Genomic DNA, 14,877 nt, shown 5'->3' with positions numbered 1-14,877 from the left:
GTAGTCGTTTGGTTGTTGGTAACAGAGAGTGGCTTTTGTACGGGCAACTGTTCTTAGATCGTCTTGCCGACGCGAAGCGCGAGTTCGCGCATCCAGGTCAGTGCGGGATCTGCGTCGCGATGCCGGTGCCACTGCAGCTTCTGAACCAGCGTGGGCACCTCCAACGGAGGTTGCCAGAGCCGAATGGGAAGAATCTGCTCGGCCTGAAGCGCAAGCCTCTTGTGCACCGTGGCGATCCGGTCTGTCCCAACGACCATGCGTGGAAGGGCGGCCATCGTCGGGGCAGAAACCTCCACATGGCGCTTGATGCCGAAGCGATCAAGAAACCAGCTGTCGAACGCCGCGCGCTGCTGTCCGGTCGCGTAGTTGGCCACCACATGGCCACATTCCAGGTAGTCGTTGAAGGTCAGCTCCTCCTGGATGCGGCTGTTTCCCGACCAGGTCACGCAGAGGTACTGCTCTTCGAACAATGACTCGGAGGGGTGGTCGGGCGAGACATACTGGGCAGGAATGATCAGCAGGTCGGCATCCCCTTGCTCCAACTGATCGATAGGTCGATCATTCAACATGCGCAGCTCAATCCCGATGCCCCTTGCTTCTTTGTAGAGCGCTTCCAGCATGGCGGGGACAAAGACTGCGGTGGTGAAGTCCGAGAGCAGCAGCACAAATTTGCGGGTCGCCTTGGCGGGATCGAAGACTGGCGGATTGGTGATGGTGCTGTCAATGCGCATCAGCACCTCCCGCACGGGTTCGATGAGGCTGATGGCGCGGGGGGTGAGCACCATCTGCCGGCCCTGTGCGGCCAACAGTTCGTCCCCGAAGTACTCGCGCAATCTGGCGAGTGCGTTGCTCATCGCCGGCTGGCTCAGGTGCACCCGCTCACCCGCTCTGCTGATGTTGCGCTCGGCCAGCAGTGCATCGAGCGCTACGAGCAAGTTGAGGTCCAGTTTGTTGAATCGCATGTCTCAGGGTTTGTATTGATATTGGTTCTATGGATTCCTGGAATCTAAAGAATCCATTTCAGGAATACAAGCCCAATCTCTAGAGTTCATCCCTGCCGCACTCGCCATCGAGCCTGGCGGCAGAAAAACAGAACATCAACGGAGACAAAGCCATGCGAAACAGCGCCGACCCGGCGGGTCGACCCACGTCCATACGCCCCCGATACACCCGGATTGCAGCAGCGCTTGTCGCGCTTGCTGGCGCGCAGTCTGCCTCGGCCATCGAGATCGATACCGGAAACTCCGATTGGAAGCTGCGCTGGGACAACACCGTCAAGTACAGCCTGGCCGGCCGCGTGAAATCGCCACTCCCGTCCCTGGCCAACACCCTCCCGGTGACGGCCAACCAGGATGATGGCGACAACAATTTCAAGCGCGGCATCGTATCGAATCGGCTGGACCTGCTCAGTGAGCTGGACCTCGCCGGTCCCAGCTATGGTGCCCGTTTGAGTGCTGCCGCATGGTACGACGAGGTCTACAACGGGCGCACCGACAACCTGGGCTTCACGTCCAACCACAGCCCACGAGATGCCTTCCCATCCGAGACGCGCAAGCTCATGGGCCGCAAGGCCGAGGTGCTGGACGCATTCGTCTATGGACGCTTCGAACTTGGCAGCACCCCGGCAACCGTGCGCCTGGGCCGCCACACGCTGCTGTGGGGCGAGAGCCTTTTCTTCGGTGCCAACGGTATCGCCGGGGGACAGGCACCTCTGGACCTGATCAAACTGCTCTCGGTTCCCAACTCGCAGTTCAAGGAGGTCGCAAGACCCACTGGAAAGATCTCTGGCCAGGTGCAGCTGTCGTCCGACCTGGCGGTTGGAGCCTACGCCAACTACGAGTGGCAGAAAACCCGCCTCATGCCTGTGGGTGCCTACCTGTCCACCAGCGATTCCCTGGGACCGGGCGCAGAGCGTATCAATGCAGGACCCACGGGCACCTTCATCCGCCAGGCTGATCTGGACGCCAAGGATTCCGGACAGGGTGGCCTGCAGGTACGTTGGCGCTCTGCGGCGCTGGACACGGACTTCGGCTTCTACGCCATTCGCTACCACGCAACCACGCCCAGCAACATCAACAACGTGCTCACGGGGTTCCCGCCAGCGCTGTCAGCCAGCACCTATCGCTGGATGTACCACGAGGGAGTGCGCGCATACGGCGCCAGCTTCGCCAAGACCTTGGACGAGTGGAGCTTCGCGGGCGAGGTATCCGTCCGGCACAACACGCCCCTGGCCAGCTCGGGCCAGTCGACACTGGCCAATGTGGGCGTGAATGCGGGGCTGAACAACAGCAGCAACCCCGGCTATGCAGTGGGCGAGAGTGCACACGCCCAGGTCTCCTGGATTGCATCGCTCGGGCCGTCCTTCATTTCGCGTGAAGCCTCGTTTGTGGGTGAGATCGCCTGGAACGAGCGCACCAAGGTCACGCGCAACGCGCAGATGCTCAATCCCAATGCGGACAAGTCTGCGGTCGGCATGCGCATGGTCTACGCGCCCAGCTATCGGCAGGTTGCGCCGGGTCTCGACCTCACACCCTCGATCGGTCTGGGCTACACCTTTGGCGCCTCATCCGCCGTGGGGCCGGGCTTTGGTGTGGACAAGGGCGGGGACATGAACTTAGGGCTGTCTGGCGTGTACCTCGGCACCTGGACTTTCGCACTGAACTACGTGCACTACCTCGGCAAGGCGGCGCCGACGCTCGACGCCGCGAACAACGCGCAATTCAAGCAAGCCCTGAAGGACCGGAACTCCCTGACGTTCTCGGTGCGCACCACTTTCTGACCTGGAATCCATCGTATGACGAAGACCATGCAACTTGTCGGCGGCCTGCTGTGCCTGTCGACCCTCACCGCGATGGCTGCGGTGACCCCGGAAGAAGCCGCCAGGCTCAAGACCGAACTCACCCCCCTGGGCGGCGAACGTGCGGGCAACAGGGAAGGCACCATTCCGGCCTGGACCGGTGGCTACACCACGGCGCAGGCTGGCTTCAAGAACGGCGGACGCCGTGAGAATCCCTTTGCGGGGGAAAAGCCGCTGTTCAGCGTCACAGCCGCCACCATGGCGCAGCACGCCGACAAACTGACCGACGGCACGCAAGCGCTGCTCAAGAAGTACCCGCAGAGCTTCCGCGTCGACGTGTACAAGACCCAGCGCACCGCAGCGGCGCCGCAGTGGGTCTACGACAACACCGCAAGGAATGCCACCACGGCGCGCCTGGAGGGCGAGATCGTGCGCGGCGCCCATGGCGGTATCCCCTTCCCGATCCCCAAGACCGCCAAGGAAATTCTCGCCAACCATGAATTGCATTGGCGCGGGGAATCGTGGCAAACCAACTTCCGGGGTTACATGGGCACTGCCACGGGCCAGCGCGTGATGGCGGTGGAGGGCGTGGGCGACTTTCAGATGCCGTACTACAACAAGGACGGCTCGGCCGACAAGGCGAATGGCGAATACTGGATGATTCGCCTGGTCAACTCGGGCCCGCCGGTGCGTGCTGGCGAGGCCATCACGGGTCGCCAGAACCTGGACCCCGACAAGACCGGCACATGGGTCTATCTCACGGGTCAGCGCAGGGTCCGCAAGCTGCCAAACGCATGCTGTGACACCCCCACACCGGCTTCCAACGGCATCGCCAACTTCGACGAAGTCGATGTGGTGTCCGGTCGTAGCGACCGCTTCGACTGGTCCATCGTCGGCAAGAAGGAGATGTACATCCCCTACAACGCGAACGGCATGCACGTGCCAGAGAAGGACAGTGACCTGCTTCTGGCAAGCCACCTCAATCCCGACCATGTGCGCTGGGAGCTTCATCGCGTCTGGGTCATCGAGGCCAAGCTCAAACCGGGCCAGCGCCACCAGGCACCGCGCTCGCGCTACTACGTGGATGAAGACACCTGGGTTGCCGTGCTTGGCGACCGCTGGGACGCGAAGGACCAGCTGTGGCGCACCCTGTGGTCCCATCCCATGGTGATGCCTGACCTGCCGGCCACCACGCCTCCCCAGCAGTGGGGATTCAACGACCTGGTTGCCGGCACCTGGTACGCCAGCGGTGTGGTGAATGAGCGCCCGCAGCACTACAAGGTGGTGCCACGCCGCCCTGACACCTTCTTTACCCCCGACGCTATGGCTGGCGAAGGCGTTCGTTGAGTCGCAGGGTCACCATGCGCCATCTTGTTCAATTGGCCATCCTGGCAGGGATGGCGACATCGGCATGCGCAGCCGTTGCGGCAGGTGCGTCGTCTCAAGCCGTCGGGCCCGCCATCGATCGGCCCGCGCTGACCGGTGCCCACCCGCATCGCGCAGTGCTTCTGGGCGCAGCGTTGGCCGGGCAGCGCATTGTCGCGGTGGGAGAGCGGGGCATCATCCTCTGCTCGGACGACGGTGGTTCCAACTGGAAGCAGTCGAAGTCACCTGTGAGTGTCACCCTGACTTCCGTCCGATTCGTCAACGAGAAGACAGGGTGGGCAGTCGGCCACGGAGGCACCATTCTTGCGACCAAGGATGGTGGCAATACGTGGGTGCGACAGCTCGATGGCACGAAGGCCGCAAAGCTGGTACTCGCTCAGGCAACGGCCCGCGGAAACGAGAGGGCCATCAAGGACGCCCAGCGCCTGGTCGCTGACGGGGCCGACAAACCGTTTCTCGATCTGCACTTCTTCGATGATCGCCACGGCCTGGCTGTCGGCGCATACAACCTCGCCTTTGCGACCCGCGATGGGGGATTGACCTGGGTGCCGCTCACGGGTCTCCTCGACAACCCGCAGGCAATGCACCTGTACGCAGTGCGTGCCAGAGGCACTACCGTCGTCATTGCCGGAGAGCAGGGCCTGGTGCTGCTCTCCGGTGATGGTGGTGCGAGCTTTCGCCGGATCGAGACGCCCTATGCGGGCAGCTTCTTCACGGCGGAAATTCTCCAAGACGGAGCCATCTGGCTGGGCGGGTTGCGCGGCAATGTCTGGCGCAGTGCAGACGCGGGTGGCAGCTGGGAAGCGATGCATGGGCGGGGCAACACGCCCACCGGCGCCTCGATCACCGCCTCTGCGCTTGCCCTGGACGGCACCCTGCTGCTCGCCTCCCAATCCGGGCAGACCTTCCAGGCCATCGGTGAGTCGCTGCGACTGCGTCCCGGACCTCCCGCCGGTCCTCTCACCGGCCTGCTTCCTTTGCCCGATGGGCGCCTGCTTACCTTGACCTTGCGAGGTGCAACCGTGCAAGCGGCGTCCGAGAAGGCCTCGCACCACCCATGAACGCCGCCAAATTCGATCCCCGCAGCGGTTCATCTCTTGAACGCCTGCTGTTCAACCACCGAGCTTGGGTGGTGGTGCTGTGTGCGCTAGTCACTGCCGTCCTCGGCTGGCAAGTGTCGCGCCTGACGCTCAACGCCAGCTTTGAGAAGACCATCCCGACATCGCACCCCTACATCCAGAACTACCTTGCCCACCAGGCGGAGCTGACCGGGTTGGGGAATGCCGTGCGCATTGCCGTTGCCAATCCCCGAGGCTCCATCTACGACGCGGCCTACCTGGACACGCTGCGCCAGTTGAGCGATGAAGTGTTTCTGCTGCCAGGTGTGGCGCGCAACCAGATGAAGAGCCTCTGGACGCCGAACACCCGCTGGGTCGGCGTGACCGAAGACGGGCTGGAAGGTGGGCCGGTGATCCCCGATGGCTATGACGGAGGTGCCCAGAGCCTTCAGCGGCTGCAACTCAATGTGGCCCGCTCCGGCGAGGTCGGGCAACTGGTTGCCGCAGATGCCCGATCCACGGTCATTTTCGTGCCGTTGCTCACCAAGGACAGCGCCGGCCTGCCGCTGAATTACGGCGCTTTGGGCCAGCGGCTTGAAGCCCTGCGGACGAGGTACGAGGCCAAGGGCGTGGAGCTGCATGTCACAGGCTTCGCGAAGCTGGTGGGCGACCTGATCGAAGGGGTGCGGGCGGTGCTGGTGTTCTTCGCGCTGGCGGTGGCGATCTGCACCGCGATGGTGTACTGGTACACACGCTGCATTCGCTCGACGGGGCTGGTGGTTGCCGCCTCGCTGGTCGCCGTCGTGTGGCAGCTGGGCCTGCTGCCGGTGCTGGGCTATTCGCTGGACCCTTACTCCATCCTGGTCCCCTTCCTGGTGTTCGCCATCGGCATGAGCCATGGCGCGCAGAAGATGAACGGGATCATGCAGGACGTAGGGCGGGGCATGGACCAACTGGTGGCGGCTCGTTTCACCTTTCGGCGCCTGTTCCTTGCCGGCCTCACCGCCTTGCTGGCGGATGCCGTGGGGTTTGCGGTGCTGCTCGTCATCGACATCACCGTGATACGGGAGCTGGCCATTGCGGCGTCCATTGGCGTTGCCGCCCTGATCTTCACCAACCTGATCCTGCTGCCGATCATGCTCTCGTACACCGGTGTGAGCGCCCAGGCGGCAGAGCGCAGCCTGCGCGATGAGCGCGCGATTGCGCAGGGCGCTTCCAGGCATCCCCTGTGGGCTACCCTGGACCGCTTTACGCGGCGCGGCGCAGCCACAGCCGCATTGGTGGCGGCCGTCGCCCTTGGCGCGGGCGGGTTTGCCTTGAGCACCCAGCTGAAGATCGGCGACCTCGGCGCGGGCGCGCCCGAGCTGCGCTCGGGCAGCCGCTACAACCAGGACGTGGCCTTCATGGCGAAAAGCTATGGTGCGTCGAGCGACGTGATGGCCGTCATGGTCACCACCCCACCCGGCCAGTGCGCGAACTACGAAACCCTCAATCGGGTCGATGCACTGGAGTGGCAGCTCAGACAGCTTGACGGCGTCGAAAGCACGAACACCCTGGCGTTGCTCAACCGCCGGGTGCTCTCCGGGCTGAACGAGGGCAGTCCCAAGTGGTACGAGTTCCTGCCCAACCAGGACATGATCAACACCGTGACCGCCGGCGCACCGCGTGGTCTGTACAACGACACCTGCAGCCTGCTGACGTTGTATGTGTTCCTGCGCGACCACAAGGCAGAAACCTTGTCACGGGTCGTGTCCCACGTGGAGTCGTTTGTCCAGGCCAACGATACGAAGGATGCCAAGTTCCTTCTGGCGGCCGGTTCGGCGGGCATCGAGGCAGCCACCAATGTCGTGGTCGCCAAGGCCTGGTGGCAGATGCTGGGGCTGGTCTATGCCGCCGTCATCGTGCTCTCGTTCATCACATTCAGGTCCTGGCGTGCGGTGGTTGTGGCCATCTTGCCCTTGCTGTTGACCTCGGTTCTGGCAGAGGCGCTCATGGTGATCCTGGGGATCGGCGTGAAGGTGGCAACCCTGCCCGTGATCGCGTTGGGCGTGGGCATCGGCATCGACTACGCCCTGTACATCCTCTCGATCACGCTGGCCCGTCTGCGCATGGGGGAGTCGCTCTCCGCCGCCTACCAGCATGCCCTGCTTTTCACGGGCAAGGTCGTCATGCTGACAGGTGTGACCCTGGCGGCTGGCGTGTTCACCTGGGTCTTCAGCCCGATTCAGTTCCAAGCCGACATGGGTCTGCTGCTGGCATTCATGTTCCTTCTCAACATGCTCGGCGCGTTGGTCCTGGTGCCTGCTCTCGCGCATTTTCTCCTCAGGCCATCGGCGCAGCGCACCACGGCCTCCCGTTCTTCCACAGCTACCGCCGCAGTAGCGGCATAGGTCCCCATGTTCAAGTATTTTCCAACCAACTACGTCTGGAACCTGTCCGTCAATCTGGCCATCGAGATGGGGGCACGCATCGGTGAGATCGAAGCGATGTGTGCTCCGCTGCAGGAGGCTGCCAAGGCTCCCGACGCCGCAGGCACAGCAGCGTTCCGTGAGACCTGGGCGCGAATGGCCGACAAGCTGTGCGAACTCGCAGCCGAAGATGAAGCTGCGGGCCGTGCGCTTTCCGCAGGGGAGAAGTACAGCCGAGCAGCCACCTACTACCTGACCGCCGAGCGCTTGCAGGCCCATGGGGCACCCGGCAGGACGGCTCTTTACGGCCGCTTCCTGGAGGTGTTCGCAAAAGGGCTGCAACTGGGTCGCGAGAACTGCACTCGCGTCGAGATCCCCTATGAGGGAAAGCACCTGTCTGCACTCTACGTGCGTGCTGAAGGCGCGAGCGGAGCAGCCCCGATCCTGGTGCAGGTCAATGGCCTGGACTCCACCAAGGAGATGAAGTACCGCGTGGGGCTGCCGAGCTGGTTGGCGCGCCGTGGGGTGAGTTCGCTGGTTGTTGATCAGCCTGGCACGGGAGAAGCGCTGCGTCTTCACGGCCTGACCGCTCGCTTCGACAGCGAGCACTGGGCCAGCCGCATCGTCGATTGGCTTGAACAGCAGCCCCACGTGGACTCCAGGCGGATTGGTCTTGAAGGCGTGTCGCTCGGTGGCTACTACTGCCCGCGCGCGGTGGCGTTCGAACCACGGTTCGCCTGCGGCGTGGTCTGGGGCGCGAACCATGACTGGCGCGATGTGCAAAAGAAGCGCCTTGCCAAGGAAGGCAGCCTTCCCGTTCCGCACTACTGGGAGCACGTGCGCTGGGTCTGGGGAGCTAAGGACATGGATGACTTCATGCGCATCGCCGAGCAGGTGCACCTGGACGGTGTCCTGGACCGCATCCGCGTGCCCTTCCTTGTCACGCATGGAGAAAAGGACTCCCAGATTCCCCTGCAGTGGGCGCACCGCACCTACGAACAGCTGGTCAACAGCCCCAAGCGCGAGCTCAAGGTCTTCACCGAGCGCGAGGGCGGCGTGCAGCACAGCAGCTTCGACAACAGCATCAATGCAGGCCACTACATCGCCGACTGGGTGGCCGAAACCCTGGGCGGACACACCGCCTGAGCATGCACAACCAAGATCCAGGAAACACCCAGATGAACATCATCGGACCCGACGCACTCGTATTCGGAGTGGACGACATCGCTGCCTGCGGGCAGTACCTGGCCGACTATGGCCTTACCCGCAGCGATGCGCCTGGGCAGCAGGGCCGCTTCGAGGCGCTCGACGGCACCTCCGTGGTGGTACTCGCGAAGGATGATCCATCGCTACCCGCCTCCATGGGCACGGCCAGCATGTTGCGCGAGACAGTGTATGGCGTAGCCGACCAGGAGAGCCTGGATGCCATCGAGGCAGAGCTGGCGAAGGACCGGCAGGTCAGCCGCACAGACGGTGTGGTGCGCGCTGTCGATGACATGGGGTTCGCGCTCGCGTTCCAGGTGACCGTGCGCAAACCGATCTCCTTGCCTGCCGAATCGGTGAACGCACCCGGTGCGGCGCCGCAGCGTGGCGCGAATGCGCTGGGCCTTTGGGCGGACATGGCGGCCAAGCCGCGGTCCCTGTCCCACGTTGTCTACTTTGTTCCCGATGCGGTCAAGGCCGAGGCGTTCTACGCACGGCTGGGGTTCGTTTGCACGGACCGGTTCACCGGCGTCGGACCCTTTCTGCGGCCCGCGGGCACCAGCGATCACCACACGCTGTTCATGATCCAGACGCCGCCCTTCATGAAGGGTTGTGAGCACTTCACCTTTCACATGGGCGGGCCCACCGAGGTCATGCTGGCGGGCACCCGTTTCGTGGAGAAGGGCTACCAGAGCTTCTGGGGACCGGGGCGCCACCGGTTCGGCAGCAACTGGTTCTGGTACTTCAATTCGCCGCTGGGCTGCCATGTCGAATACGACGCGGACATGGATCTGCACGACGAGGCCTGGGTGGCCCGCGAGGTTCCCATGAGCGCCGACGCGTCGCAGTTGTTCCTGTTCCAGCACCGCGAGAAGTGGGCGCCTTCGGGGCCCCCTCCGGGGGCTGGCGCGCCGAAGGGCTGATCGTGAGGCTGTGCCATCTCCGAGACCTTCCCCCGAATGGGTCGCGTGGGCTTGATCCATACGGTGAAGGTCAGGACAGCGTATTCATCGTGATGCGCGGTGGAAAGCCACTTGCCTACGCCAATTCTTGCCCGCACCACCAGACGCCGATGGCCTGGCGAAAGGACGAATACCTCAGTGCCTCAGGAGATCGCATCGTCTGCGCCGCCCATGGCGCGCAGTTCGATATCTCGACGGGCATATGCACGCTGGGGCCCTGCCTGGGTGACGCGCTGACACCTATCGAGATCCATATCGAGCGCGATGGAGAGATCCACGCTCGATTGCACAACTACAAGGAGACAAGTTCATGAGTTCACTGTTTCGCCGCGTCCTGATCATTGGCGGCGGGTTTTCCGGGATGGCGGCTGCCATCGAGCTTCGCAAGCAAGGCATCGCCGTTGATCTGGTCGAGATCGATCCAGGTTGGCGCAGCTACGGCGCGGGCATCAGCCTGGGTGGTGCAACGCTGCGTGCATTCCGCCAGCTGGGGATACTGGATGCCTTCCTTGCCCAAGGCAGTGCCGCCGATGGAGTCCAGTTTTGCAGCCCCGTGGGGGACAAAATCGGGAATCTGCCCACGCCGCGCATCGCGGGGCCCGATGTTCCCGGAGGCGGCGCCATCATGCGTCCGGTGCTGGCGAAGATACTGGCCGATGCCACGCGCGCCTCTGGCGCAGATATTCGGCTAAGGTGCACGTTCACCCACATTCACCAGGATGCCGAGGGGGCCGAGGTCCAGTTCAGTGATGGACAGAGCCGACGCTATGACCTGGTGATCGGTGCGGACGGCCTGTACTCCGCAGTGCGCGAGGCGGTCTTCCCGGCCTCTGCAAAGCCCAAGTACAGCGGCCAGGCTGTCTGGCGTGCAGTATTGCCCCGTCCGGCCGAGGTCGAGACAGCCACCATGTGGATGGGCCCTCGGGTCAAACCGGGAGTGAACCCCGTGTCGAAGTCAGAGATGTACCTCTTCGTCACCGAGCCGAGGCCAGCCAATGTACATGTCGAGCCGTCAACATTTGCAGCCCATCTGCGTGGACTGCTCGACGACTTCCATGCACCGGTGCTGCAACAGATCAAATCGCAGATTGGTCCTGACTCGCAGATCGTGTACCGCCCTCTCGAAGGGCTTCTCCTGCCCAGGCCGTGGTTCAAAGGGCGTGTGGTCCTGATCGGTGACACGGTGCATGCGACCACTCCGCATCTGGCGTCAGGCGCCTGCATCGGGATTGAAGACGCGCTGGTGTTGGCTGAAGAATTGGGCCGTGCAACCGACGTCGACGCTGCGCTGTCTTCCTTCGAGAATCGCCGCTGGGAGCGCTGCCGGATGGTGGTCGAAAACTCGGCCCGGTTGGGCGAGATCGAGATTGCCGGCGGGGACAAGGAGGAGCACGCGCGCATCATGCGCGAGTCGTTGATGGCGCTGGCCCAGCCGATTTGAGGAGTGCCCATCATGATCACAACCGCTTCCCTCCGAGGCCGCGCCGCACTGATGGTGGGCCACTGCGCAGGCATGGTGGATCTTGTCGCACTGCCCATCTGGGTGGGGACACTCATCTCCTTTTACCGATTTGACCCGCAGCAAGCAGGCCTGCTGGCAACGCTCTTTCTTGCTGGCGCTGTCGGTGCCAGTCTCTTCCTTGCTCCGATCTTCCACCTGCTTGTCGGGCGATGGGTTGCATCCATCGGGTTTGGCCTGGCGGCCCTGGGGTTCGCCGTGGCGTCGACGACCACAGGCTTTGGCATGCTCGCTGTTTTGCACATCGTCGCTGGTGTGGCCGCTGGCGCTGCCTTGAGCGTGACCCACGGGACGATCGCCAGCAGTGCGAATCCGCACCGGCTGTTCGCTGTGGTCGGCATTGCACTGGGGGTCTTCGGGATCGTCTTCATGGCGGCGGCGACCCACCTGGTAGCCACCCGCGGCGGCGCAACGCTCTTCCAGATCTTCGCCGTCGTGATGGTGGCTGGTGCTGCCTTTGCGCTGCTGGGATTTCCTGACAAGGACAAGGGCACGCTCGCTGCCCAGGAGAAGGCGTCTGCCTCACGGCTGCCTCGTGCCGTCTGGTGGGGCGCCGCAGGCGTCGCCTGCATGGGCCTGGTGCAGTCGATGATGTTCAGCTTCCTGGAGCGGGTCGGTTCAGATCGAGGGTTCACTGCACAGGCAGTGACTGCAGTGCTCATTGCCCTTGGCTTCGTCAACCTGGTTCCCGCCGCTCTCGCCGCCTGGTTGGAGAAGCGCTGGTCTGTTCGAAGCGTCCTGCTGGTGGGCCCCCTTGCGCAAGCAGTCCTGGTGCTGGTGATCGTGAACGGTACGAGCTTCGCACCCTATGCGGCGGCCGCTTCAGTCTTCGCGGCGGTGATGATCTTCACGCACACATTCGCTTTCGGTGCACTCGCTCAACTCGATCCCAGCGGCAGAGCGCTGTCGGCAACACCGGCGATGCTCATGATCGGCGCGGCCCTGGGGCCCATCGTCGGCGGAACACTGGTCAAGCAGTTTGGCTATGAAAGCCTCGGAATCGCTGCCCTGGTCGTCGACGCCCTGGCCATCTACGCCTTCACGAAGATCCCCAAAGCGTCGGAAACCAAGAATTTCATTGGAGCAACGGTATGAGTGAACAGCAAGAACACACCACCCCACGGCGGGCGATGAACCGGCGTTCGCTGCTGGTCTCGCTGGCGGGCACGGGTCTGGCACCTTTGGCCATCGCCCAGGATGGGCGCCATCTGACGATCATCGTTCCACAGCCAGCTGGCAATCCGAGCGACGTGTTCGCCAGAAAGCTCCAGGTGCAGCTCCAGAAGTCACTTGGCCAACCGGTGATCGTGGAGAACATGCCTGGCGCAGGTGGGTCGATCGGCGTGCAGAAGATGCTCAATGCGCCCGCCGATGGATTCACCACCGTGATGGTGTCCCAGACCGAGCCAATCCTTACCCCGGCCACCCTCGCCAGCGTCCGCTACAAGCCGGAGCAGATGAAACCCGTCGGTCTGCTCGGACGGACAAGCTATGTGTTGGCCGGCCGTCCCGGTCTCCCCGCACAGACACACTCAGAACTCCTGGCTCTGGCACGCTCGGCGGACAAGACAGGGAAACCCCTGAGCTTCGGCCATATTGGACCTGGGTCGATGATCCACTTGATGGGCGCGCAATGGGCGCGCCTGTGTGGGGTGCAGCTCGTTCACATCCCCTACCGCGGTGTCCCACCGGCGGTGCAAGACCTGGCGGGTGGCCAGATCGACCTCTCATTCGTTCCGCTCGGTGGCCTGGCGCTCGATCTCATCACCACAGGCAAGCTGCGCGCCTTCGGCAGCACTGCGGAGCAATCGCCGGCGCTGTTGCCGAGGGTTGCTACTTTGAAGACCCTGGATCCAGCCTTGCAGTCGTTTGTTCACACGGCATGGGGGGCGCTGCTGGTGTCTCGCACCACGCCGGATGCTGCACTCCAACGCTTGCACCAGGCGTTCGAAGCCGCCATGCGTGACCAGGAGGTGCAAGCCTTCCTGCGGAGCCAGGGAACCGATCCGCAGGCGCCGTTGTCGCTGGCCGCACTCGACAAGTTCTACGACGCAGAAGTTCAAAAGCACCAGGCGCTGGCTCGCGCTGTGGGTGTTGTCCCCGAATGAAGAGCCGAGAAGCACAGCCATGAAGAAGCCTCAGCACCGATTCGTAGACCTGTCGATCTACCTGGAGAACGACGTTCTGTCCGATCCTCCACCACTCGCCCCCAGGATCACCTACCAAAAGCATGCCGAAACGTTGCCGGAATTCATGGCCATGATTCCGGGAACCACCCCCGAGGACTACCCGGATGGCGAGGCCGCAGCGGCCGAATGGGTGACGCTCACCACGCACAACGGTACGCATCTGGACGCACCCTGGCATTTCCACTCGACCCAGGACGCCAAGCTGGGCGGAGCACGGCCGTCGATCACGATTGACCAGGTACCGCTTGAATGGTGCTTCCAGCCTGGCGTGAAGCTGGATTTTCGCCACTTCCCGGATGGGTATGTCGCCACGGCTGCGGATGTGGAGGCCGAGCTCAAACGCATCGGATACGAGTTGCAGCCGCTGGACATCGTCGTCGTCAACACCCGTGCAGGGAGCCGCTATGGCCACCCTGACTACCTGGGCGCAGGCTGCGGGATGGGCTATGAGGCAACCATGTACCTGCTGGAGCGCGGGGTGCGCCTGACCGGTACGGACGCATGGAGCTGGGATGCACCGTTCTCCTACACGGCAGCCAAGATCGCTGAGACAGGGAACAAGGCGCTCATTTGGGAGGGGCACAAGGCGGGCCGCGACATCGGCTACTGCCATCTCGAAAAGCTGCACAACCTGGAAGCCGTTCCGCCGACGGGATTCACCATCAGCTGCTTCCCGCACAAGATCCGAGGGGCTTCTGCCGGCTGGACCCGGGCCGTTGCGATCTTCACCGAGGACGCTGCATGACATTGCCGTGCATTCATCGTGTCGTGACAGGGCACAACCCGCAAGGCAAGGCGGTGGTGAGCAGCAGCGGGCCGCTCCCCATGGTGGTAGAGGTTGCTGCTGTGCCAGGCACGGTCTTTCATGAAGTCTGGAGTACGTTCGAAGCTCCCGCCGTCATCTCCAATGGTGCGGATCCGACGACCGGCTCCCTGGCCCTTCCCCCGCCTCCAGGCGGCACGCGCATTCGCTTTGTCGATATTCCCCCGGATACCGAGGATTTCCTTGCGAATGGCGCCGAGCGCATGCAAGAAGCATTTCGGCAGATTGGCGATGCGGACGCTTCAACGGTGAAGCACAACTCGCCCCACCCGCTGATGCACCGCACGGAGTCTGTCGACTATGGAGTGGTGATCGAGGGCGAACTGACCCTGGTGCTCGACACCAGCGAGGTGCTGCTGCGCCAAGGGAGCGTGGTCGTCCAGCGAGGAACCAACCACGCATGGGCGAACCGCTCGGGCCGCATGTGCCGGATGCTCTTCGTGCTGATCTCCGGCGAGTACGACGAGGAAATTGGAAAGACCCTGGAGGCTGGCTAGCCAGGCCCTGCCGCGATGTCTGGGCCAAGCCCCGA

13 protein-coding genes are annotated in these 14,877 nt (G+C 63.5%); 12 read left to right on the top strand and 1 reads right to left on the bottom strand.

Going from position 1 to position 14,877, the window contains the following annotated elements; all coding sequences use genetic code 11:
- Positions 1-53 precede the first annotated feature (53 nt).
- The gene (locus ASE28_RS11190) at positions 54-962 is read right to left on the bottom strand and encodes a LysR family transcriptional regulator (protein WP_057266640.1); all 909 of its coding nucleotides are present in this window, start codon (positions 960-962) and stop codon (positions 54-56) included.
- Between the two features lie 152 nt (positions 963-1,114).
- On the opposite strand from ASE28_RS11190, the gene ASE28_RS11185 reads away from it, so the two are divergent.
- Genes ASE28_RS11185 through ASE28_RS11130 form a run of 12 tightly spaced genes read left to right on the top strand, consistent with a single transcriptional unit; the run spans position 1,115 to position 14,842 of the window.
- Positions 1,115-2,779, top strand: a complete 1,665-nt coding sequence (locus tag ASE28_RS11185; protein ID WP_057266639.1) for a DUF1302 domain-containing protein — start codon at positions 1,115-1,117, stop codon at positions 2,777-2,779.
- 15 nt (positions 2,780-2,794) lie between these two features.
- Positions 2,795-4,144 carry a DUF1329 domain-containing protein gene (locus ASE28_RS11180; RefSeq protein WP_057266638.1) on the top strand — a complete coding sequence of 450 codons (1,350 nt, stop codon included), beginning with the start codon at positions 2,795-2,797 and terminating at the stop codon, positions 4,142-4,144.
- 14 nt (positions 4,145-4,158) lie between these two features.
- Entirely contained in the window at positions 4,159-5,244 is a 1,086-nt protein-coding gene (locus tag ASE28_RS11175) for a YCF48-related protein (protein ID WP_057266637.1), read from the top strand.
- A complete protein-coding gene (locus tag ASE28_RS11170) occupies positions 5,241-7,631 on the top strand; it encodes an RND family transporter (protein WP_057266636.1) in 2,391 nt (796 codons plus the stop codon). The genes ASE28_RS11175 and ASE28_RS11170 overlap by 4 nt, the downstream gene beginning before the upstream one ends.
- A gap of 6 nt (positions 7,632-7,637) precedes the next feature.
- The gene (locus tag ASE28_RS11165; RefSeq protein ID WP_057266635.1) at positions 7,638-8,795 is read left to right on the top strand and encodes a S9 family peptidase; all 1,158 of its coding nucleotides are present in this window, start codon (positions 7,638-7,640) and stop codon (positions 8,793-8,795) included.
- Positions 8,796-8,827: 32 nt separating this feature from the next.
- The gene (locus ASE28_RS11160) at positions 8,828-9,775 is read left to right on the top strand and encodes a VOC family protein (RefSeq protein WP_057266634.1); all 948 of its coding nucleotides are present in this window, start codon (positions 8,828-8,830) and stop codon (positions 9,773-9,775) included.
- Positions 9,727-10,128: a Rieske (2Fe-2S) protein gene (locus ASE28_RS11155; protein WP_369818154.1), complete on the top strand. Its 402-nt coding sequence runs from the start codon at positions 9,727-9,729 to the stop codon at positions 10,126-10,128. The genes ASE28_RS11160 and ASE28_RS11155 overlap by 49 nt, the downstream gene beginning before the upstream one ends.
- Positions 10,125-11,255, top strand: a complete 1,131-nt coding sequence (locus ASE28_RS11150) for an FAD-dependent oxidoreductase (RefSeq protein ID WP_057266633.1) — start codon at positions 10,125-10,127, stop codon at positions 11,253-11,255. Before ASE28_RS11155 ends, ASE28_RS11150 begins: the two co-directional genes overlap by 4 nt.
- Positions 11,256-11,267: 12 nt before the next feature.
- Positions 11,268-12,428, top strand: coding sequence for an MFS transporter (locus tag ASE28_RS11145; protein WP_157421937.1), 1,161 nt, complete (start codon positions 11,268-11,270; stop codon positions 12,426-12,428).
- Positions 12,425-13,441 carry a tripartite tricarboxylate transporter substrate binding protein gene (locus tag ASE28_RS11140; protein WP_057266632.1) on the top strand — a complete coding sequence of 339 codons (1,017 nt, stop codon included), beginning with the start codon at positions 12,425-12,427 and terminating at the stop codon, positions 13,439-13,441. The genes ASE28_RS11145 and ASE28_RS11140 overlap by 4 nt, the downstream gene beginning before the upstream one ends.
- Positions 13,442-13,460: 19 nt before the next feature.
- Positions 13,461-14,267 carry a cyclase family protein gene (locus ASE28_RS11135; RefSeq protein ID WP_057266631.1) on the top strand — a complete coding sequence of 269 codons (807 nt, stop codon included), beginning with the start codon at positions 13,461-13,463 and terminating at the stop codon, positions 14,265-14,267.
- Entirely contained in the window at positions 14,264-14,842 is a 579-nt protein-coding gene (locus tag ASE28_RS11130; RefSeq protein WP_057266630.1) for a cupin domain-containing protein, read from the top strand. The genes ASE28_RS11135 and ASE28_RS11130 overlap by 4 nt, the downstream gene beginning before the upstream one ends.
- Positions 14,843-14,877 lie beyond the last annotated feature (35 nt).

It is taken from the genome of Acidovorax sp. Root219, from assembly GCF_001428665.1.
GTDB lineage: Bacteria > Pseudomonadota > Gammaproteobacteria > Burkholderiales > Burkholderiaceae_C > Acidovorax.
Note: the sequence above shows the minus strand (reverse complement) of the source record. Positions and strands in the feature narration are given on the sequence as shown.